This window comes from uncultured Paraglaciecola sp. (assembly GCF_963977085.1).
Classification (GTDB): domain Bacteria; phylum Pseudomonadota; class Gammaproteobacteria; order Enterobacterales; family Alteromonadaceae; genus Paraglaciecola.
In genome coordinates this window covers 1-20,301 of sequence record NZ_CAXBNC010000030.1, presented here as the reverse complement: position 1 = coordinate 20,301, position 20,301 = coordinate 1, and the positions used below count along the sequence as shown (strand labels likewise).

Annotated in this window: 19 protein-coding genes and 1 tRNA gene; 15 read left to right on the top strand and 5 right to left on the bottom strand. The window is 39.8% G+C overall.

Features of this window, described 5'->3' with window-relative positions:
• Positions 1-38: 38 nt before the first annotated feature.
• Both AAC000_RS21770 and AAC000_RS21765 read right to left on the bottom strand, forming a co-directional pair.
• Positions 39-1,199: a helix-turn-helix domain-containing protein gene (locus AAC000_RS21770; protein WP_339725861.1), complete on the bottom strand. Its 1,161-nt coding sequence runs from the start codon at positions 1,197-1,199 to the stop codon at positions 39-41.
• 109 nt (positions 1,200-1,308) lie between these two features.
• Positions 1,309-1,995, bottom strand: coding sequence for a tRNA-uridine aminocarboxypropyltransferase (locus tag AAC000_RS21765; RefSeq protein ID WP_339725860.1), 687 nt, complete (start codon positions 1,993-1,995; stop codon positions 1,309-1,311).
• A 70-nt stretch (positions 1,996-2,065) separates the two neighbouring features.
• On the opposite strand from AAC000_RS21765, the gene AAC000_RS21760 reads away from it, so the two are divergent.
• The gene (locus AAC000_RS21760; RefSeq protein ID WP_339725859.1) at positions 2,066-2,608 is read left to right on the top strand and encodes a GNAT family protein; all 543 of its coding nucleotides are present in this window, start codon (positions 2,066-2,068) and stop codon (positions 2,606-2,608) included.
• 44 nt (positions 2,609-2,652) lie between these two features.
• Here AAC000_RS21760 and AAC000_RS21755 read toward each other — a convergent pair whose 3' ends face one another.
• The gene (locus AAC000_RS21755) at positions 2,653-4,353 is read right to left on the bottom strand and encodes a M1 family metallopeptidase (RefSeq protein ID WP_339725857.1); all 1,701 of its coding nucleotides are present in this window, start codon (positions 4,351-4,353) and stop codon (positions 2,653-2,655) included.
• Between the two features lie 320 nt (positions 4,354-4,673).
• Between AAC000_RS21755 and AAC000_RS21750 the strand changes: the two genes are divergently transcribed.
• The 10 genes from AAC000_RS21750 (at position 4,674) to AAC000_RS21705 (ending at position 16,148) form a co-directional block, all read left to right on the top strand.
• On the top strand, positions 4,674-5,081 hold the full coding sequence (locus AAC000_RS21750) for a DUF2750 domain-containing protein (RefSeq protein ID WP_339725855.1): 408 nt from the start codon (positions 4,674-4,676) through the stop codon (positions 5,079-5,081).
• Positions 5,082-5,636, top strand: coding sequence for a hypothetical protein (locus tag AAC000_RS21745; protein WP_339725854.1), 555 nt, complete (start codon positions 5,082-5,084; stop codon positions 5,634-5,636).
• Positions 5,637-5,796: 160 nt separating this feature from the next.
• Positions 5,797-6,414, top strand: coding sequence for an ANTAR domain-containing protein (locus AAC000_RS21740; protein WP_339725852.1), 618 nt, complete (start codon positions 5,797-5,799; stop codon positions 6,412-6,414).
• Positions 6,415-6,431: 17 nt separating this feature from the next.
• Positions 6,432-7,541: a CmpA/NrtA family ABC transporter substrate-binding protein gene (locus AAC000_RS21735; RefSeq protein WP_339725850.1), complete on the top strand. Its 1,110-nt coding sequence runs from the start codon at positions 6,432-6,434 to the stop codon at positions 7,539-7,541.
• Between the two features lie 300 nt (positions 7,542-7,841).
• On the top strand, positions 7,842-9,308 hold the full coding sequence (locus tag AAC000_RS21730; RefSeq protein WP_339725848.1) for a NarK family nitrate/nitrite MFS transporter: 1,467 nt from the start codon (positions 7,842-7,844) through the stop codon (positions 9,306-9,308).
• Positions 9,309-9,356: 48 nt separating this feature from the next.
• A complete protein-coding gene (locus AAC000_RS21725) occupies positions 9,357-11,075 on the top strand; it encodes a bifunctional protein-serine/threonine kinase/phosphatase (RefSeq protein ID WP_339725846.1) in 1,719 nt (572 codons plus the stop codon).
• A gap of 396 nt (positions 11,076-11,471) precedes the next feature.
• Positions 11,472-12,875: a CmpA/NrtA family ABC transporter substrate-binding protein gene (locus tag AAC000_RS21720; protein ID WP_339725843.1), complete on the top strand. Its 1,404-nt coding sequence runs from the start codon at positions 11,472-11,474 to the stop codon at positions 12,873-12,875.
• A gap of 52 nt (positions 12,876-12,927) precedes the next feature.
• Positions 12,928-13,917 carry an ABC transporter permease gene (locus AAC000_RS21715; protein WP_339725841.1) on the top strand — a complete coding sequence of 330 codons (990 nt, stop codon included), beginning with the start codon at positions 12,928-12,930 and terminating at the stop codon, positions 13,915-13,917.
• 41 nt (positions 13,918-13,958) lie between these two features.
• Positions 13,959-14,816 (top strand): ABC transporter ATP-binding protein, encoded by an 858-nt coding sequence (locus tag AAC000_RS21710; RefSeq protein WP_339725839.1) that lies wholly within the window; start codon positions 13,959-13,961, stop codon positions 14,814-14,816.
• A 117-nt stretch (positions 14,817-14,933) separates the two neighbouring features.
• Positions 14,934-16,148, top strand: coding sequence for an alginate export family protein (locus AAC000_RS21705; protein WP_339725838.1), 1,215 nt, complete (start codon positions 14,934-14,936; stop codon positions 16,146-16,148).
• A gap of 100 nt (positions 16,149-16,248) precedes the next feature.
• Here AAC000_RS21705 and AAC000_RS21700 read toward each other — a convergent pair whose 3' ends face one another.
• The gene (locus tag AAC000_RS21700; protein WP_339725836.1) at positions 16,249-16,668 is read right to left on the bottom strand and encodes a DoxX family protein; all 420 of its coding nucleotides are present in this window, start codon (positions 16,666-16,668) and stop codon (positions 16,249-16,251) included.
• Positions 16,669-16,753: 85 nt separating this feature from the next.
• On the opposite strand from AAC000_RS21700, the gene AAC000_RS21695 reads away from it, so the two are divergent.
• The gene (locus AAC000_RS21695; RefSeq protein ID WP_339725834.1) at positions 16,754-17,107 is read left to right on the top strand and encodes a VOC family protein; all 354 of its coding nucleotides are present in this window, start codon (positions 16,754-16,756) and stop codon (positions 17,105-17,107) included.
• A gap of 48 nt (positions 17,108-17,155) precedes the next feature.
• On the opposite strand, the gene rnhA is transcribed toward AAC000_RS21695, so the two are convergent.
• On the bottom strand, positions 17,156-17,617 hold the full coding sequence (gene rnhA, locus AAC000_RS21690; RefSeq protein ID WP_339725832.1) for a ribonuclease HI: 462 nt from the start codon (positions 17,615-17,617) through the stop codon (positions 17,156-17,158).
• An 88-nt stretch (positions 17,618-17,705) separates the two neighbouring features.
• Here rnhA and dnaQ point away from each other — a divergent pair, with 88 nt between their 5' ends.
• From dnaQ to AAC000_RS21675, 3 genes are all read left to right on the top strand, one after another.
• Positions 17,706-18,413 carry a DNA polymerase III subunit epsilon gene (gene dnaQ, locus AAC000_RS21685; RefSeq protein WP_339725830.1) on the top strand — a complete coding sequence of 236 codons (708 nt, stop codon included), beginning with the start codon at positions 17,706-17,708 and terminating at the stop codon, positions 18,411-18,413.
• 25 nt (positions 18,414-18,438) lie between these two features.
• Complete coding sequence (locus AAC000_RS21680) at positions 18,439-19,932, top strand: TIGR03503 family protein (protein WP_339725828.1); 1,494 nt, start codon at positions 18,439-18,441, stop codon at positions 19,930-19,932.
• 175 nt (positions 19,933-20,107) lie between these two features.
• A tRNA-Asp gene (locus AAC000_RS21675) sits at positions 20,108-20,184 on the top strand.
• Positions 20,185-20,301: the final 117 nt, after the last annotated feature.

Genomic DNA, 20,301 nt, shown 5'->3' with positions numbered 1-20,301 from the left:
GTTTTATACAGTTCGATTCGACCGAACTAATCCTATACTCAAGTGCAATTAGGCCTATTCGGACGTTTTTGGGAGTGTATTGTCTGAGGAGAATTGTTTATTTGTGCTTTAAATTGGCTAGGTGTTTGGCCTTTTATTTGTTTGAATACGGCGTTAAATGTACTTTTGGTGGCAAAGCCTGATTCAAAGGCCAAATCGAGAATAGTTTTACTTGAGTCTGCCATTAAGCGTTGGCAAAAATAGTCAATACGGTATTGATTAACATATTGATAAAAATTTTTGTTTAGATGTTGATTGAGTGTTTCTGATATATGGTGAGGGCTAATTTTTGTGGATTTTGCTAATTCATTTAATGATAATTCGCTATTTAAGAATAGCTGGTTACATGTCATGTTTTTGTCTAACTCGTTAGCCAAACTTTGATGTGTGCTTGAGTCTAAAATCCTATCTCGAGTTTGATGTTTTGATACGATTGTTTGTTCTTTTACAGTGATATCTTCTACTTGAAATAGCTGCGGATATCGCCACTGCGTGATTGCAACACTATAGATAAGCAAGACAATTAGGCATGTAGCAATATCTGATAACACAAAATACTGCCCAGAGAGACTAGGTGCTGCTTTTAATAACCAAATTACGCCAAATAGAAGTAATAGCTTATTTAGCCAGCTAAAAATTTTGGGATGGAAGTGTGCGAGTGTATTGTGTGATACTTTTTGGTATTGATGCACCCACCTTATACTTAAAGCCAAGTACACCAATGCTTGGCTAAATAGTATTAATTGACTTAAGTGAAAACTGATTGAGTCAGGTGCTGATGTTGTTATTAAATCGAGTTTGACATGTGCTGGTGCAAACAGAATATCAATGTTTAGAACATAACAGAGTATGGCGGGTGTGAAGTACAGCCAATCATATTGATTAAGTTGACGATTCTTAAGGGCTAATGAGCAATATAGATATAAAAAAGCACCATAACTTGCGGGAAGAAAATAACTCCAACCAATAAAGATTGAAAAACTATTCAGTTCACCATCTTTTATTATCAAATGCCCTAAAAAATACAGCGCTAAAAATATGCACCAATACCCCAATAAACGCCCAGCTTGATTAATTTTTGCAGACAATAACAACAAACAAGCCAATACTAGGCCTTGAATGGCGCCGATTACTGAAATGTATTGAATGATAGTGGACATAAGTTTTGAGTAATGTTCAGTATATAAAATACTATATTCATTAATTTACCATTCGGCAATGAAGCAATTGACTCCGATCAAATAGAGTCTTAGTAGCAAAAAATCAGAACTAAATAAGGGTTAAGTGTGCTTTGCCTGCTATGTAGGCTTTTTTGAATTGATGAAAGTATTCTTTTAGGGCTTCGGCAGCAATGTTATCGTCGGCCATTTTTAATACTTCTATTGCCACTTCAGCGGTACAGAGTTGATGGCTATGAGCGGCTTCACGCAATTGATAAGACGATGCTTTATCGGGCTGAATGCCCAATACCGGTAATGTGGCAAATGAAGGGCTTTTAAACATTTTACTTGCTTCACGCCACGTGCCATCTAACATCACAAAAAGCGGTATTTTACCCTGTTGGATAGCGACTAACTCTTTTGGTGAGTCGATACATCTATCTGCTGCGGCATATTGTTGAGGAAAAACTAAAATAGGCGCATATTTGGGATTGTTTAATAGCGCAATTAAGGCCGGTTCGGGCGCAACTCTGTCCCACCTAAACGCATAGTTGTCGGCTAATACATCTGCAATGAGTTTGCCGGTATTTGTTGGTTTGTAATATTCATTTTTATACATCACCAAACAAAAGGCGCTGCGACTTTTAATGCTTGGGCGCTGTGCACAAATACACTTTTTTTCAGGTATTAAACATTTATCACAGCGTTTGACTTTGTAACCTCGGGCCCTAAATTCTTTTGTTGATAATGCTAACTGTTGTTTGCGTAAAATGTGAACTGAGTTGATATGAGGCAAAAAAAATCCGTGAGTAAGTAGCTAGTCTTGTAATATCATCGCATTTTTTGAGATTTAAAATAGTGAAAGAATGAAAATTCAGGTAGATAACAATATCCACATTGAGCTTTTGGTTCCCGAATTTACCGAACGTTTATATGTTTTAACTAATAGAAACCGCGCTTATCTAAAAACATGGTTGGCGTGGTTAGACCTAGTAAAAACCTTTGAAGACACTCAAATGTTTATTGAGCACACAGTGCAACAACATAACCATAACCAAGCGACAACCTTTGCTATTGTTTTTCGTGATAAATTGGTGGGTATTGCTGGATTTAATCAGTTTGATTATCAGCATAAATGGGGGGTGATAGGTTATTGGCTTTGCGCCTCATATAATGGCAAAGGTGTGATGACTAAAGTGGTAGAAAAATTATTAGAATATGGTTTTGTTGAAAACCGTCTTAATAAAATAGAGATACGCTGTGCTGTAGAAAACCATAAGAGTAGAGCGATTCCAGAGCGATTAGGATTTACCTATGAGGCAACCTTGCGACAATGTGAGTGGTTATATGACAAATATGTCGATCACGCGGTTTATTCATTGTTAGCCAGTGAGTTCAAGACAAACTAACCTGATATGACGAGCTATCGTCATATCAGGTTATGCCTACATTCTTAACGTTTCTTTTTACGTTTCGCTTGATTTTCTTCACATAACCCAATGATAGGTAGATATCGCAGAACCTGCATATCTGGGTCAATAATGACATGATCTTCTGGCTTAACCTCTACTGAAATTTGCTTGTCTTTAGTAGTGTACACTGATGATTCGCCATTGATTGAAATCGTTATCGGCATAGGAAAAGCCAAGTTTTCTGGTGTTTGCCATGTGAGAATCAACTCATTATCCGTGCGGCTTTGTAATAGTTCAGGTAAAGCCGCTTGTTTTAAATACACATCAAACAGCCATGTATAATCTTCACCTGTTATTTTGTTAACAATATCAATGAAGTCTTGAGTATTTCGATATCGTGGCGCAATTGGGTAGCTTAAAGAGGCAGTCTCATTTGTTGCGTATAATAATTCCCGTGTGGCTTGCCAAAATAGTTCGTCTCCTATTAACCACCTCAGAGTATGTAAGGTCCAGCCTCCTTTTCCATAAATATCAGAATTAAAAGCTTGATCTGAGGTTATTACGCCTTCCATTACTACAGGGTAACAATTCACTAGACCTAAATATGATTGATACATAGTGTTAATGTAAGCGGCATTTCCAAATTTATATAAACTGTATGCCGGTTGCATATAAAGACCAAAACCTTCATGTAACCACGCATCGTTTAATTGTTCATGAGTAATTAGGTTACCAAACCATTCGTGGGCGAGCTCATGATGTAACAGCCAGTCAAAGCCATTTTTGTCTCTAACGTAATTTTTTCCATAGGCGTTAATGGTTTGATGTTCCATACCTAGATGTGGTGTTTCTACAAAACCTAACTTTTGATCGCCCCATGGATAGGGGCCTAGTAAAGATTCGTAAAAACTGATTTGCTGCAATAAATCGTTATTTATCAAGTCTTGAGCTTTTTCAGTGTTTTGGTTTAATGCCCAAAACTCAATAGGCACCGACTGACCATTGACGCTGGTATAAGACTGCTGAATACGAGTAAATGGCCCAATGTTTAAAGCAATATTATAATCACTCGCGGGTACCGATAATTTCCAATTAAACTTGTGTTTATCTGTTCCAATATTATCAATGGATTGCAACACTCCATTTGTTACTGCGCTCAAAGACTTAGGCACAGTTAGCGAAATTTCCATGCTGTCTGCTTTGTCAGCAAAATGATCTTTACATGGCCAAAATAAATCACATCCTTCACCTTGTACAGCGGTCGCTATCCAAGGCATTCCGTTATCTGTTTCACTCCAAACAAAACCTCCGGACCAAGGAGCATTTAACGCTATATGTGGTTTACCGAAATAATGAACGGCAATATTAACTGTATCACCCGTTGTTTTAGATTTCCCTAAATCAATAGTGATAACTCCCTCAATTCGTTGATACGTCGCAGGTCTATCATCAACTAGCACCTTAATAATATCAAAACGGCTATCCAGTTTTAATTCAACTTGTGAAGTGTCTTGGGTAATCAAAAACTGACTGTAACCGACTCCTGCAATGCTTTTGCTTTCTGGAAATATTTCAAGGTCTAAACCATAGCTGATCACATCCGTGCTTTTGGCAACATCTGAAAAAGGTTTGCCTGTATCCCCGATAATGGGATCGAGTGGCGCAATGCTGCTACATGCTGTTAATGCAATTAAGCCATAGGTTGTTATTAAGGTTTTTATTAGGCTTTTGTGGGGAGTCATAAAAATTGTCCTACTTATTTTATAATTTTAGTCATTTTCACACGACTCAAGCACCAGCACCAGCAGCAAGTTAAGGTGTTTAGCCTTAAGAGTCTTTCAAGGTTCGCAAAGTGATCATTTTTAAAAAGGGAGCGTATTAGTTTTTAGTTATACCTTTTCTGTTTGGAACTTATGCGCCACTTCATGTATTGTGTGCCGCTATTTTTTTTGGCGACCTTAATTTTCAGTACCTGATTTAAGTGAGCTTTGAAGATGCCAAATAATTAAGCGTAAAACAGTAGAAATAGTGGTTTTATGTAAATGGAAATTAGGATATTAATATGAACGAAATTTCATCAGCAGATTTTCTCGAACTTAGTAAAATGTTACCCGAGCTACGTTTTGAATATGCATTGACGCAAATGATAGAAAAACAAAGTTTATGGGGACTGTATGGTGAGAGTGGTTGGGTGATGCTCAAAGCAGATGAAGATGCGTGTATTCCTATTTGGCCACATAAAGAATTTGCAGAGGCTTGGGTTAAAGATGAGTTTCCAAATTTTGAGCCAAAACAAATTGATTTTGTGGAGTGGTTAGATATCTGGTTACCTGGAATGAAAAACAACAATACCTTAATTCTGGTTTTCCCTTTAAGCAATGACGAAGAAGGCATTATGCTTGAGGCAGAGGAAATGATTAGTTGTATTGAAGACGATTTAAAAAAACTTGGGAGTAACGGCTCAAACTAAATGCCGCGCAAGAGCACATTAGTAGGACTGGGTGATCCCTTTGCCCAGTTTAAGGTTTATATCGCTAATCGCCCTGATTTTGCCGACTACTCAAATTTGACCACTGTTAAGCCACTTTCTTTAGGGGAAATACAAGAGATTGGTCTAGCTTGTGGTAACGGTTGGCGCAAAGTCTTTAATGTGTATGCCAAACTGGTATTTGCATTAAAGATTGAAAGTCTTGTTGCATTGCAAGCGGCCCAAAGTTGGCAGTCTTTTCGAGATAAGATTTTGCTGCAAAGCGCCTCGAACACTTCCTTAGTGTTTTCTGCTCCAACAAGCTCACCAAATTACCAAAAAACTAGCGGCTCCATAGATATTATAATGGGCAAAATCTACGCTAAATCACTCAATTTACCCACCACGCTGAGATGGTTAGACCATGAATTTGCTGTCGACTTAGACAACAGGTTGCTTGTTTGTCCGTATTTTGATTATCGCCAATTGTCGAATATTAAAATTATACGCCTCGTTGAATTAATTAAGCAGTTAAGGAAAGGGCAAATCCCTACCTGATGAGCACCATCACAGTGCATTTGCACTTGTTTGGTTTATTGGAATACTTTTTATTTACATCTAAATATTTAACTTCTTGATATCTATGAGCATTTAATTTGGCGCATGGCTTGCTAATGCATTGTCATGAAAGAATCTTACTATCGCTCGGAAAGTTAGCTTGCAACATACCGCCTTATCCAAAAAGCAAAACAACGTGATACCAGAATTGCGTATTTTGCTAATTGATGAAAATCGCCAAAGAGCGGAGTCCTTGACGTCTGCGCTTAATAATTCGCGATACAAAATAAGTCACCTCGCCAGTCCAGATACGTCATTGTTAAAACAAGTCGATGAATTACAGCCAGATATTATTGTGATTGATATTGAATCACCAAGTCGCGATATTTTAGAAAGTCTTAGTACTATTTCGCACTTCAGTCCCAAGCCTGTGGTGATGTTCTCAGGGGAAAAGGATACCGATACTATTAATCAATGTATCGAATCTGGGGTGAGCGCTTATGTTGTTGGCGATTTGCAAACCGAGCGAGTGAAACCGATTTTAGATGCTGCATTGGCACGTTTCCGTGAGTTTCAAAAACTAAAAGAAGAGTTAAGTGATACTAAACAACAATTGGCGTCTCGCAATTTGATTGATCAGGCTAAACGATTGTTAATGAAAAAAAAGAACCTATCGGAAGACGATGCTTTTAAAGCCATGCGCAAGACTGCCATGGATACAGGGCAAAAATTGGACGATGTGGCAAAAACACTTATCTCTTTACTCAACACTATTTAATTTATTAGGTCACAAGCATGATTGAACCTGAACAAACAGATTTAACCCTAGGTTTTATACCACTGACAGACTCGGCGCCATTAATTGTGGCTAAAGAAATGGGATTTTTTAGTCAGTGGGGCTTGAATGTTAAGTTACAGAAACAAAATTCCTGGGCGACCCTTAGAGACAAGTTACACGCTGGTTTATTGGATGCGACACAAATGTTGGCACCTATGCCATTGGCGAGTTCTTTAGGTTTGGGGTGCCCCAAAGTTAATGTGATTACGCCCTTAGTACTGAGTCTAAATGGTAATGCCATCACTTTGTCTGAAAAGTTACATCAAGAAATTTTAAAAGAGAATCAACTCGCTCATGTTACTTTGCCTTTGGCTGCATATTTATTGCAAAAAGTGATCAGTGTACGCAAAAAGCAAAACCGTCCAAAACTAAAGTTTGCCACTGTGTTTCCCTATAGTTGTCACTATTATCAACTTAAAGATTGGTTAGCGTCAGCTAATATTTCTGAAGTGGATTTGGACATAGTGGTGGTGCCCCCAGTGAATATGGTGGCCTTTTTAGAAAGCGGTGAAGTGGACGGTTGTTGTGTGGGTGGACCTTGGAACGCTAAGGCGGTAAGAGCAGGTATTGGCTTAACGGCGCTGACTTCATTTGATATCTGGCAAGATAGTCCTGAAAAAGTGTTAGGGTTGTTGGCTAGTTTTCAGAAGGCTAAACCCAATACAGTATTGGCATTAACTGCTGCGTTAAAACAAGCTTGTATCTGGTTAGAAAATATTCCTAACCGATTTGAGGCGGCTCGTTTGCTCAGTACAGATCAGTATTTAGATGCGTCGGTTGAGGTAATTGCACCGTCTCTAATTGGTAGTTGTTTAACCCATATTTCCATGCCACCTCGGGCGATACCTTCTTATAATCAGTTTTCCAAATCGAATAATGGTTCAATTAATGTACCTGAATATATTCGAGGTGAATGGTTAATTAGTCAAATGAGAAATGCGGGGCAGCTAAAAGGTATTGACGTGCCTATGGATATTGTTAGGCAAGTGTTTAGGCCAGATATTTATCAGCAAATGCGCCTGAAACTGGAAGATCAAGCTGTACAATTTTTTCGTCGCTCTGGTTAATAAGTTACTGAATTGGCACCAGTCTGGTGCGTTTCGCACTTTAGTGGTGGTAGAAATTCAATTTTTAAAGACTCTAAATTTTTAACTTGTTGAATTGAAAGGTAATTATTATTGGCGCTTATTTTGCATTGACAAATAGGAGTGTTAACCAAAAACATCTTTTGGATTAGCTTAAATATTAAGCTTTAAACCAATTGCTGCAATTAATTTTAGCAGCGCGGCAATGTAGCCCATAATGACTGAGTATTCTGAGTCATTATGGGTTTTTTTTTACTTTTTTTTCATTAGTGAGTATTACAAATGAGTGTAGATAAATTTAATTTATTGTCCTTTACCGGCAAAATGAAAACCCTACATCTATCGTGGATTGCATTTTTTATTACTTTTATGGTGTGGTTCAACATGGCACCACTAAAGGGAGCCATTGTAGATGGTGTGGGTCTGACACTCAGTGAGTGGAAAACACTATTGATAATCAATGTTGCCTTGACCATACCGGCCCGTGTGATTATAGGCGCATTGACGGATAAGTTTGGACCACGCATCGTCTACTCAAGCCTACTGGCTATCTGCTCTATTCCTTGCTTTATGTTTGCCTTTGCAGACAGTTTTACCCAATTAGTCGTAGCACGTTTTGCTCTTGGTTGTATTGGTGCCGGATTTGTTGTGGGAATTCGTATGGTCAGTGAATGGTTTCCGCCTAAAGAACTTGGTACAGCTGAAGGCGTGTACGGTGGTTGGGGTAACTTTGGTTCAGCAGCTGCCGCTTTCACTTTGCCGACTATTGCTTTGTTGTTTGGTGGTGAAGACGGCTGGCGTTATGCGGTGGGCATCACCGGACTAATGAGTTTACTATTTAGTGTGGTGTATTTTAAAAATACGACAGATACACCTAAAGGGTCAACTTACTTTCGCCCTAAAAATTTAGGTGGTATGGAAGTCACCAGCGTTAAAGATTTTTATCTGCTTTTGGTGATGAAAACCCCTATGTATTTGGCGTTAGCGTTATTGAACTGGAAGTTGTCACCTCAGGGCGTGTCGCTGCTGAGTGAAACTGTTGCTGTGATAATCTATATTGGCTTAATCTCATTATACATCTACGACATTTATGCTACGTACAAAGTGAATAAAGATATTTTTGTCACCCCAGTACCTGAAATTCATCAGTACCAGTTTAAGCAAGTTGCGGTATTAAATATTCTGTATTTTGCTACTTTTGGATCTGAGCTGGCGGTGATATCTATGTTGCCCGCATTTTTTGCTGAAACCTTTGAATTGAGTATGGCCACTGCAGGTTTATTAGCGGGTATGTACGCCTTTATGAATTTAATGTCCCGTCCAGGTGGTGGTTTATTATCAGATAAATACGGTCGTAAGAAAACTTTACTTATCCTGACTGCTGGTCTTGCCTTGGGTTATTTGTGTTTGAGCTTTATTGACGCGAGTTGGCCGATTTGGTTGGCAGTGTTAGCCGTTATGGCATGTTCGTTTTTTGTGCAATCAGGGGAGGGGGCTGTATTTGCGGCGGTACCACTGATAAAACGTCGACTAACAGGGCAAATTGCTGGCATGACAGGTGCTTATGGCAACGTTGGTGCTGTAGTCTACTTAACGGTTTATTCTTTAGTTGATACTTCGACTTTCTTTCTGGTGATTGCTAGTACTGCGGTATTGGGTTTTGTGACATTATTGTTTATGCAAGAGCCAAGTGGCACTATTACTGAAGTGAAAGAAGACGGCAGCGTTGAACTTATTCAAGTCACCTAATCAAGTTACTTGATCAATTTAGCATCTTTACGTTTAGGTGATTCGATATTGGAAAAACTAGAAGTAGAATTGGGTGGTTTTTCCAGCAAAGGGGTAAAGGCGGAAAATCAAGATGCTTTTGCCGCCTTTATGCCCCAAGATCAGAGTCTTGAATCTAAAGGGGCAGTGGCGGCTATTGCAGACGGGGTAAGCGTTTGTACTCGAGCTCGCGAAGCTGCTATTACTTGTGTGACTAATTTTATTGAAGATTATCACCAAACCCCAGAAACGTGGACGGTTAAGCGCGCCGTAAGCAAAGTTTTACATGGTTTAAATCGTTGGTGTCATGGACAGCACGATTATGAACATGGTGGTCATAGCCAAATGATCACCACTTTTAGTGGCATGGTGTTTAAGTCTGCGTCAGGATTTATATTACACACCGGTGATAGCCGTATTAGCAGATTACAAAGAGGTGAGTTTGAACAACTCACTACTGATCATGTGTCGCGCCAAGGACAACGTAACGTATTGACCCGAGCAATCGGCCTTGAACCCCATCTAGATGTTGATTTCAGTACCCTTGAATTAAAAGTAAATGATTTGTTTATTTTTACTTCCGATGGAGTACATGAATTTTTACCCTCGAAAACCTTAATTGTACTACTTCAAAAGCAAGAGCTTTCTTTAGAACAGCGAGCTAAAAGCATTGTAGACGCGGCAATAAAGGCGGGCAGTAACGATAATGTGACTTGTTTGCTGGTATTCGTAAAAAGCTTGCCAAATGTCAGTTTAGACGAGCACTACCGACAAATCACTCGATTGGCCATGCCTCCAGCTTTGGAGCCTGGAATGAAGCTCGAGGGTTACAAGGTGATGCAAACCCTGTTTAACGGCACACGCAGTAGCTTATATAAAGTCATAAATGAACAAGATGGTAAAACCTATGGTTTGAAAATTCCTTCTCAACATTTTGCTGATGATCCTATCTATTTAAGCGGTTTTTTACGTGAAGAATGGGTAGGTCAACACATCAAACATCACAATGTGATGGGCATATTTAAGCGCAGTGCTGAAGCTAAGTTTATGTATCACATTTGTGAATATATAGAAGGTCAAACCTTACGCCAATGGATGTTTGATAACCCCAAACCGTCCCTGGAACAGGTGCGCAGTATCATTAATCAATTAGTGACGGCATTGCGAGTGTTGCAACGTAAAGACATGGTGCATCGTGATGTGAAACCAGAAAACGTAATGATAGATCATCACGGCGAGGTAAAACTGATCGATTTTGGTACTGTATTAGTTAATGCTTTAGCCGAGACAAACTCATTGCCAGAAGAACCCGTTGCATTGGGCGCAGTGCATTATATCGCGCCAGAATATTTATTAAGACAAGGTTGTGATCACAAAAGTGATATGTTTTCTGTGGCTGTTGTGATTTACGAAATGTTGACCGGGCATTTACCATTCAGAGCGTTTAAATTTAAAGACTATGTGCCTAAGCGTTATGAAGAATGGCTTTATCAACCTTTAACCAAAACCAGAGCCGATTTGCCCCAATGGCTTGATTTAACTTTACGTAAAGCATTACAACCCAATCCTTCGATGCGATATGAGGCTTTTTCAGAGCTACAAACTAATTTATCTCGGCCTACTACTGCTATCTTGAGAGACATCCAAAATAAACCCTTATTACAGAGTAACCCTTTGTTATTTTACAAAGGGTTGTGTGTGTTGCAGTTTTTACTGCTCGTCGTTTTGATCGTGTTTAGTTTTAACTAAAACATGTTACCCACGGCTGTAGCGGCTTAGCTTCGAATCAAAAATTACCCATTAAAAAATTTTTAGAGTGCGCTTAAGGCACTGCTGCAGTGCAAATATGCACTTTTTTAGCATCAACTGTTGTCATTTGATTTTTGGGGTTTTACTTAAGTTGTTGATATTAAACAAAATATAAAGTTGGCATTATTGCTGCTTAGTACTAAGTGAATAGCGACCATGTGTATTTTTTACCTTTGTCGCAAATAATAATTAGAGGCGTTCAACGTCCTAATGCGTTAAAAAATAATTGTAACCATGCGATGACGCCTGGTTGCAAATAGGCAGTGTAGCCCGCAAAGACTTTCCGTGTCCTGGAGTCTTTGCGGGTTTTTTTTTGGCTAAAAATCGGAGTAGCAAATGGCTAATCTAAAGTTATTAAGTGCATTTAAACTAGTGGTTAAGTCACTCCGAGTGGGTGTGATATCAACCGTCTTATCAGGTGCAGTAATTGCAACCTGTGTATCAGCAGAGGAGTTAGGCTGGCCAGAGAAGGAAGAATTAAAAATTGGTTTCATTAAATTAACCGATATGGCGCCACTTGCCGTTGCCTATGAAAAAGGCTACTTCGAAGAAGAAGGCCTTTATGTGACCCTTGAAGCCCAAGCAAACTGGAAAGTACTGCTCGATAGAGTTATTGATGGACAGTTGGATGGGGCGCACATGTTAGCGGGCCAACCTTTAGGCGCAACTATTGGTTATGGTACCAAAGCGGATATCATCACAGCCTTTAGTATGGACCTAAATGGTAATGCAATAACCGTTTCCAATGACATTTGGAAAGAAATGAAAAAACATGTTCCTCACGAAAATGGCAAACCGGTTCACCCCATTTCAGCTGACTCCCTCAAGCCTGTGGTTGACGATTTTAAAAGCAAAGGCAAACCATTCAAAATGGGGATGGTCTTTCCTGTGTCTACTCATAATTATGAATTACGTTACTGGCTAGCAGCCGGTGGTATTCATCCTGGATTTTATGCGCCACATAAAGGGGACACTAGTGGTCAAATTGATGCTGATGCTTTGTTATCTGTTACTCCACCACCACAGATGCCTTCTACTATGGAAGCCGGCACTATCTATGGTTATTGTGTAGGTGAGCCTTGGAATCAGCAAGCAGTATTCAAAGGAATTGGTGTACCTGTAGTAACAGATTATGAGATTTGGAAAGATAATCCTGAAAAAGTCTTTGGTGTCAGTAAAGGATGGGCTGACAAATACCCTAATACCCATATCCGTGTGGTTAAGGCGATGATCAGAGCGGCCATGTGGTTAGATGCAAACAACAATGCGAACCGACCAGAAGCCGTGAAAATTTTAGCCAAAAGTCAATATGTTGGAGCTGATTACGAAGTTATCGCTAACAGTATGACGGGGACCTTTGAATACGAAAAAGGTGATAAACGGGATGTGCCTGATTTCAATGTTTTTTTCCGTTACAACGCAACTTATCCTTTTTACAGTGATGCGATTTGGTATTTGACGCAAATGCGTCGCTGGGGGCAAATTGCAGAGCCAAAGACTGACTCTTGGTATAAAGATATAGCAAAGCAGGTTTACCGTCCGGATATATATGCGCAAGCAGCCAAAGCGTTAATTGCTGAAGGTAGAGCTAAACCTTCTGATTTTCCCGAATTTGCGACTGAGTCTGGCTTCAAACCCGCTCAAAAACACTTTATTGACAATATTGTATATGACGGCAGTCAACCAAACGCTTACTTAGACAAGTTTACGATTGGTCTTAAGAATGACAGCCAAATTTAATTAGTTTTAAGAGCGGGTGGGGCGAAGCCCCAGCTATCATGGAGTGTTGAATATGAGTAAACAACAAGCGATCCCTATGATTTTTAATCAAGTCAAACAAGTTAACTGGCCAACTTTAAATCAATTTTTAAGTGCTACTGCTTTACCTATTGTTGGAATTGTTATCTTTCTAGGGTTGTGGAGCTTGATGGCAAAAAATATTGATACCTCTTTAGGTAAGTTCCCTGGTCCTGCTGCAGTTTGGGAGCAAACTAAAGTCTTAGTAGATGAGCACAACGCACAAATGGACAAAGCCGATAAATTTTACCAGCGTCAGGATGAGCGTAACGCAACACGTGTAGCTAAGGATCCTAGTTATCAACCTAAGATTAGAGCTTTTACTGGTGCACCGACTTTCTTACAGCAAATTTGGACCAGTTTATATACAGTCATGGTTGGGTTTATTGTGGCCTCTGTATTGGCCATCCCTTTGGGGATCATATGTGGGCTAAGTAAAAATGCGTATACCGCTATCAACCCCCTTATCCAATTATTTAAACCTGTATCTCCTTTAGCATGGCTACCTCTAGTGACTATGGTAGTGAGCGCCGTTTATGTCAGCACAGATCCGATGTTTTCTAAGTCTTTTATTACGTCAGCGGTAACTGTTTCCTTGTGTTGTTTGTGGCCGACTTTGATTAACACTGCTGTGGGAGTATCGAGTATCGACCAAGACTTACTCAACGTAAGTAAGGTACTAAGACTGAATGCTCTTTCACACGTAATTAAGATTGTTTTACCTTCTTCCATACCTGCAATATTTACGGGTTTACGTTTATCCCTTGGGATTGGATGGATGGTTTTGATTGCTGCAGAAATGCTTGCTCAGAATCCAGGTTTAGGAAAGTTTGTTTGGGATGAATTTCAAAATGGCAGTTCTGAATCGTTAGCTCGGATCATGGTAGCAGTATTGACTATTGGTGTGATTGGCTTTGCATTAGACAGGTTAATGTTAATGCTACAAAGAAAAGTCAGCTGGGATAAAAGCGCTGTATTGCGTTAAGTAACTGGGAAGCGATTAGCAATTATTGTGAGGAAAATATTATGAGTAGCCATCATTTAGAATTAACACAAGTAGGAATTGACTTTCCAACTGCAAAAGGGCCATTTACTGCTTTAAAAGACGTCAATCTAAAGATTGAAAAGGGAGAATTTATTTCGTTAATAGGTCACTCAGGTTGCGGTAAATCGACAGTATTAAATATTGTTGCGGGCTTATATCAGGCAACTACAGGTGGGGTGATATTGGATAATGAAGAAGTCAATGAGCCAGGACCAGAGCGAGCCGTGGTATTTCAAAATCACTCTTTGCTACCATGGCTTTCAGCCTACAAAAACGTTGAACTTGCGGTAAAACAAACCCCCAATGGTCGCTCAAAAAAAGAAATGAAAGAGTGGGTTGAACATAACTTAGAGCTCGTGCATATGAGTCATGCGGTTGACAAGCTGCCTGCGGAAATTTCTGGAGGAATGAAGCAACGCGTGGGAATTGCTCGGGCATTAGCAATGGAGCCTAAAGTATTATTGATGGATGAACCTTTTGGTGCGCTGGATGCGTTAACTCGTGCTCATCTGCAGGATTCAGTTATGGAAATTCATGCTCAGCTAGGTAATACCGTGATTATGATCACCCATGACGTAGATGAGGCGGTGTTACTTTCAGACAGAATAGTGATGATGACCAATGGCCCTGCCGCCACTATTGGCGAAATTCTACCTATTGAATTAGCGAGACCTAGAAACCGTATTCAATTGGCAGACAACCCCAAATATAACCACTACCGTCACGAAGTACTGAAGTTCCTATATGAGAAGCAGCGCAAGGTGGAATCTGTTGCAGCACGTAAAAAGTCTAAGGACGAATTATCTTCTAATACTTCAAAAGGAAGCAATGCGGCATAAGCCATATTGATTCGAAATTTTTCTATAAAACGAATTGACTTTAACTGAACTATTCAGCTCGCTTGTACCTTTGGTAATGAGCTTAGCCGAGTAATGCCTAAAATAAGAGAGAAGACCATGAGAACACTACAACTATCTAAATTGAAACTAGCCTTAGCAGCAGCGTTCCTGGGCGTAACTGTTAGCCAAAGTGTATTTGCGCAGTCTGTGACCGAAGCCTTAACTACTGGTAAAGCCTATGGCGATTTTAACTTACGTTATGAAAGTGTTGAGCAAGATAATACTGCCAAAGATGCAAGTGCTTTAACATTGCGTACTCGTCTTGGTTATACATCTGGTAGTGTAAACGGTTTTTCTGCCACAATTGAAATGGAAGATTCACGCATAGTGATGGGCCAAGGTGATTTTACAGTTGGTCCTGCTGGATATAATAGCGGTCTTTACTCCGTTATTGCGGATCCTGAAACCACAGAGCTAGACCAAGGTTTTATTCAATATAAAAACGAAAAATTAACGGCTAAATTAGGTCGTCAAGTTATTACTATGGATGGTCATCGTTTTGTGGGGCACGTTGGTTGGCGTCAAGATCGACAAACTTTTGATGCAATGAGTGTGGCCTATGCACCTGTTAAAGATTTATCAATAAAATATGCTTACGTTACTCAGCGCAATCGTATTTTCGCTCAAGCAGCGGATATTGACTCAAAAGATCATTTGGTAAATGTGTCCTACGACACTTCCGTTGGAAAATTGGTGGGATATAGCTATTTACTTGAAATGGATAACGATACTGAAAATGCTTTAGACACCATTGGACTTAGTTTCACTGGCAGTGCTAAAGCGGGTGAAACAAAAATACTATACGCAGTGGAATATGCTAAACAAAGCAATGAAAGCGCGACAACTGACTATGACGTAGATTACGTGAAATTAGAGGCTGGTGCTGTATTTAGTGGCATTACAACTAAGTTGGGTTACGAAGTATTGGGCTCTGATGATGGTTTATATGGTTTTTCAACACCTTTAGCTACCTTACATAAATTTAATGGTTGGTCAGATCAATTTTTGTCAACTCCAGCCCAAGGTTTAGTTGATACCTACATTAGTTTAGCCGGTAAGTTAGCTGGTGGTGGTTGGGCTATTGCCTATCATGGTTTTCAAGCTGACGAGACTAGTCTTGATGTCGATGATTTGGGAAATGAACTCAATGCTTCCTATGTCAAAAAATTTGGTAAAAACTATGTAGCAGGTATTAAATACGCCACTTATTCGGCCGGTGACATTAACGTGGATGCAGATAAAGTTTGGGTTTGGCTAGGGGCTAAGTTTTAAGAATACTTATAGTTTAACAAAGGCCAACATTAGAAGAATGTTTGCCTTTGTTTTACTTAAGTTTAATGAATACGCATGCAATCAAGACCTTTGCTAAAGGCTATTGCTGCAGATTCTGCTTTCTAGTGTCAACACTTAATCTACCTGTACCAAGGTTTGCGACCATCAATAGTCCCGCCAAAATACCCATGTTCTTAAAGAAGTTTTGAGTTTCGTGGGTGCGTGCCAATCCTTCTGCCATAGCCCAAAAATCATGCATATATAAACTGATAAATAAGGTTAACCCAGCTAATATAAATGCAGCCAGTTTGCCTTTGAAACCTATAATAATGGCTAAGCCTGCCACAATTTGGATTACAATAGTGACTGGTAATAACCAGGCGGTAGCGGGTACACTGTGGGCTAGCATATAGTCGGTCATGGTTTGGTAGTTGGTTATTTTCTGTATTCCCGGCAATATAAAATAGCTACCCATTAATAATCGACCCAATAATAAACAAATATTTTCAATTACACGCATTGATTGTCCTCAATTTTAGTTATTTTTAGTGAAAATTTACGTCTACATATTGTTAACATCATCCTTTAACCAATGGGAAAATACTATGAGCCAACATAATAAAATTAATTATATTGAGATCCCTGTGAAAGCTTTGGCTTCGAGCAAAGCCTTTTTTAATCAAGTGTTTGGTTGGACATTTATTGATTATGGCGATGATTATGCCGCCATCACCGGAGCTGGAATCGATGGCGGGCTTTATGTATCAGAGCAAAGTGTGTCTGCTGACAAGGGCAGTGTGCTTGTTGTGCTGTACAGTGATGATTTAGAGCAAAGCCAAGCAGACATTAAGTCGGCCGGTGGCACAATTAAAACCCCTACTTATGAGTTTCCTGGTGGCAAGAGATTCCACTTTTGTGATGGCAATGAAAATGAATATGCCATATGGAGTGATAAGTAACGGCAAAACACTTATCACTGGATAATCTTAGTCCGAAAAATGAAAATCTTAGCCAGAAAAACCACTGTCTTCTGGCAAGTTTTTACCTTCAGCTGCTTGACGAGCCAATTGGTCACAGGCTTCGTTTTCTGGATGTCCAGAGTGGCCTTTTACCCAGAACCAACTGACTTTATGTTTGTTTACTTGTTCGTCTAAACGTTTCCATAAATCCACATTTTTTACCGGTTTTTTATCTGCGGTTCGCCAACCATTTTTACGCCAATTTTTAATCCATTGGTTAATACCATTTTTAACATATTGGCTGTCTGTGGTTAAGTTTACTGCGCATTCTTCGGTTAAGGTTACCAGTGCTTCAATAGTAGCCAGCAACTCCATCCTATTGTTAGTGGTGTGTTTAAACCCTTGACTGATTTCTTTACGATGTTTATCAAAAATTAATACTGCGCCATATCCACCGGGACCAGGGTTACCTAAGCAGGAGCCGTCGGTAAAAATTTCTACTTGTTTCATATTCAAGCCTGTTTATCTTTCAAGTTCAATTTTGCGCAGTATAATGACCAAGATTGTTAATACCACTAAATTCTATAAAGAGTGTGAAATGCGCCAAATTGTATTAGATACCGAAACCACTGGATTAGACCCTAAAGAAGGGCACCGCATCATTGAGATTGGGTGTGTTGAAATGGTCAACCGTCGTCTCACTGGAAACACTTTTCACGTGTACATCAATCCGCAACGTTTAGTTGAGCAAGAAGCCATTGAGGTACATGGCATCACCAATGAATATTTGGCCGACAAACCTGTATTTAGTTCGGTGGCTAAAGAATTCATTGAATTTATTAGTGGTGCTCAATTGGTGATACACAACGCCCCATTTGATATTGGGTTTATGGATCATGAGTTTAGTCGTCTGTCAGGCCTAGCAGTTAAAGAATCTGCAAAAATGTGCACTGTGCTCGATACTTTAGATCTAGCAAGGCAGATCCATCCTGGGCAAAAGAATAACCTCGATGCATTATGCAGGCGTTATGGCATAGATAACTCCCATCGAGAGAAACACGGTGCGTTATTAGATGCAGAAATTTTGGCCGACGTATACCTGATGATGACGGGTGGCCAAACTGACCTCAACTTAAGTGGTAAGGCTAATACAGAAGGTGGCAGGCAAGTAGAAACTATCCGTAGGCTGCCTACAAATAGAAAACCGTTAAAGGTTGTTATGGCAACGGCCGATGAATTAGAACAGCATGAGCGTCGCTTAGACATAGTGGCTGAAAAAGGTGGGGCCTGCTTATGGCGTCAATAATGACAAAATAGAGAGTTGAGTAAACATGTTAAAACCGGTCGTATCTGCTCTTATATTATGGCTGTTTGCATACACAAGCTTGTCGGTACAAGCCATTCCCCAAAGTACGCAAGACAGCGCACAATCTGCAAATGGCCAAGATAGTAGTCAAGGGGAAGGTTCGCCTCTGATCCAATTGGGATCGAAATATCATAATGGTATCGAGTTGCTGCAAAATCGATTTAGAATCGATTACGAAGTCGATGATATTACTATGATATTTTTTCGTAAATTCGGTTCTGCACCCATAGTGTTAGTGCGACCAGATGGATCCAAAATTTTTCAATCCAATGCCGATGGTGAAAACATTTTTTGGTTTGATTCTGCCACCTACGACATGATCAATATTAAAAACCCCACACCTGGGCCTTGGCAAGCGGTAGGACAAATTACTCCTGAAAGCCGAGTCATGGTGATAAGTGACTTAGCATTACATGCTGATCCTTTGCCTGCCATGATCTTTTCAGGTGAAATCCTGAAACAATCAGCCTACTTAACCAATAACAATATACCTATTGATTACACCGCTTTCAGAGATGTGGTTGAATTGACCATTTCATTATCTAGCACCAACAATCCTAACTACAACAACTTTGGTGCTAACACTGAGGTAGTCGCCATTTTTGAAGACAATGGTAAAGGTATGGACGAACGGCCCTTAGATGGCGTGTTTACTGGGCAATTTAACTTAGCGATAGCCGACGGTGAATGGATCCCAACTTTTTCCGTCTCTACACCTATGTTTACTCGTGAGCAGGTGGATCCAAATATTATGCTTTTAGCCAATCCCATTAAAGTGGATATCGAACTTGATGGGGGAGGCGATGGTTACCATAAGTTGAAAGTAGATGCGCAGCGTGAATATGTAGACATGTCCACCTTATTACTTGATGGAAAAGTACGTTTTCCAAATGGTGATATTCAGAATTTCTCAATAACTGATATGTCTGCGGATGTACGCGAGTATTTAATAGTGAACTACGAGTACGGTGTATACCGTGTTAAGTTGACTGCTTATGGGAACACAACAGACGGCAGAGAGTTTATTTTAGATGTGCCTGAATACAGTTTTCTTACTGAGGAGCCTGATCCAGTTATTGAGGCAATAGCGCCCGGTATGGGTGACCCCACAATGTTAGATGGAAGTGAGCAACAAAACATATTAGCCAAGACACCCGACGCACCTGAAAATGTAGGAATGTCTACTTCTATGTTAGTTTCACTGATTGTGACAATTAATTTATTTCTATTAATTGTTGGGGGCGGCTTGATTTGGTGGCTAACCTTGGACAAAAAACCAGATTTTAAATTTACCAGAAAGAAAAAAGCCCCCTTAGATAAAAAAGAATTGGTTAAAAAAGAAGGAATGTTTGCAAAAATATTTAAATCTAAGGAAAAAGAACAGCCAAAAGAAAATAAACCTCAGACAAAAGAACAGTCAGACCCAGGCTTTATGGACTTAGGCATCCCAAAAGATTGATTGATTGTCTGCTTATTCAGCAAATTGCTCATTACTACAGCAATCGATACTATTAACTGAATTTCATGTAAAAAAGCTATTGACTAGTATAGGGTGAAGCCGTATTATCTGCGCCGCGGTTAACGAGGTGGTTCCAAAGAATTCCTTGTAAGTCGTTGAAATTAGAAAGAAAACTGGAGCGGTAGTTCAGTTGGTTAGAATACCGGCCTGTCACGCCGGGGGTCGCGAGTTCGAGTCTCGTCCGTTCCGCCATTTTCTATCTAGTTTCGTTTTGATAATGCAGCAAAGTATTAGTGTTAGCAATAATAATAGTACGGAGCGGTAGTTCAGTTGGTTAGAATACCGGCCTGTCACGCCGGGGGTCGCGAG

What these genes read in the sequence shown, in the direction of transcription:
- dnaQ (WP_339725830.1), top strand. Translation starts at nt 17,706, where the DNA reads ATGCGCCAAATTGTATTAGATACCGAAACCACTGGATTAGACCCTAAA.
- AAC000_RS21750 (WP_339725855.1), top strand. Translation starts at nt 4,674, where the DNA reads ATGAACGAAATTTCATCAGCAGATTTTCTCGAACTTAGTAAAATGTTA.
- AAC000_RS21760 (WP_339725859.1), top strand. Translation starts at nt 2,066, where the DNA reads ATGAAAATTCAGGTAGATAACAATATCCACATTGAGCTTTTGGTTCCC.
- AAC000_RS21710 (WP_339725839.1), top strand. Translation starts at nt 13,959, where the DNA reads ATGAGTAGCCATCATTTAGAATTAACACAAGTAGGAATTGACTTTCCA.
- AAC000_RS21770 (WP_339725861.1), bottom strand. Translation starts at nt 1,199, where the DNA reads ATGTCCACTATCATTCAATACATTTCAGTAATCGGCGCCATTCAAGGC.
- AAC000_RS21680 (WP_339725828.1), top strand. Translation starts at nt 18,439, where the DNA reads ATGTTAAAACCGGTCGTATCTGCTCTTATATTATGGCTGTTTGCATAC.
- AAC000_RS21715 (WP_339725841.1), top strand. Translation starts at nt 12,928, where the DNA reads ATGAGTAAACAACAAGCGATCCCTATGATTTTTAATCAAGTCAAACAA.
- AAC000_RS21720 (WP_339725843.1), top strand. Translation starts at nt 11,472, where the DNA reads ATGGCTAATCTAAAGTTATTAAGTGCATTTAAACTAGTGGTTAAGTCA.
- AAC000_RS21745 (WP_339725854.1), top strand. Translation starts at nt 5,082, where the DNA reads ATGCCGCGCAAGAGCACATTAGTAGGACTGGGTGATCCCTTTGCCCAG.
- AAC000_RS21730 (WP_339725848.1), top strand. Translation starts at nt 7,842, where the DNA reads ATGAGTGTAGATAAATTTAATTTATTGTCCTTTACCGGCAAAATGAAA.
- AAC000_RS21755 (WP_339725857.1), bottom strand. Translation starts at nt 4,353, where the DNA reads ATGACTCCCCACAAAAGCCTAATAAAAACCTTAATAACAACCTATGGC.
- AAC000_RS21705 (WP_339725838.1), top strand. Translation starts at nt 14,934, where the DNA reads ATGAGAACACTACAACTATCTAAATTGAAACTAGCCTTAGCAGCAGCG.
- AAC000_RS21735 (WP_339725850.1), top strand. Translation starts at nt 6,432, where the DNA reads ATGATTGAACCTGAACAAACAGATTTAACCCTAGGTTTTATACCACTG.
- AAC000_RS21695 (WP_339725834.1), top strand. Translation starts at nt 16,754, where the DNA reads ATGAGCCAACATAATAAAATTAATTATATTGAGATCCCTGTGAAAGCT.
- rnhA (WP_339725832.1), bottom strand. Translation starts at nt 17,617, where the DNA reads ATGAAACAAGTAGAAATTTTTACCGACGGCTCCTGCTTAGGTAACCCT.
- AAC000_RS21700 (WP_339725836.1), bottom strand. Translation starts at nt 16,668, where the DNA reads ATGCGTGTAATTGAAAATATTTGTTTATTATTGGGTCGATTATTAATG.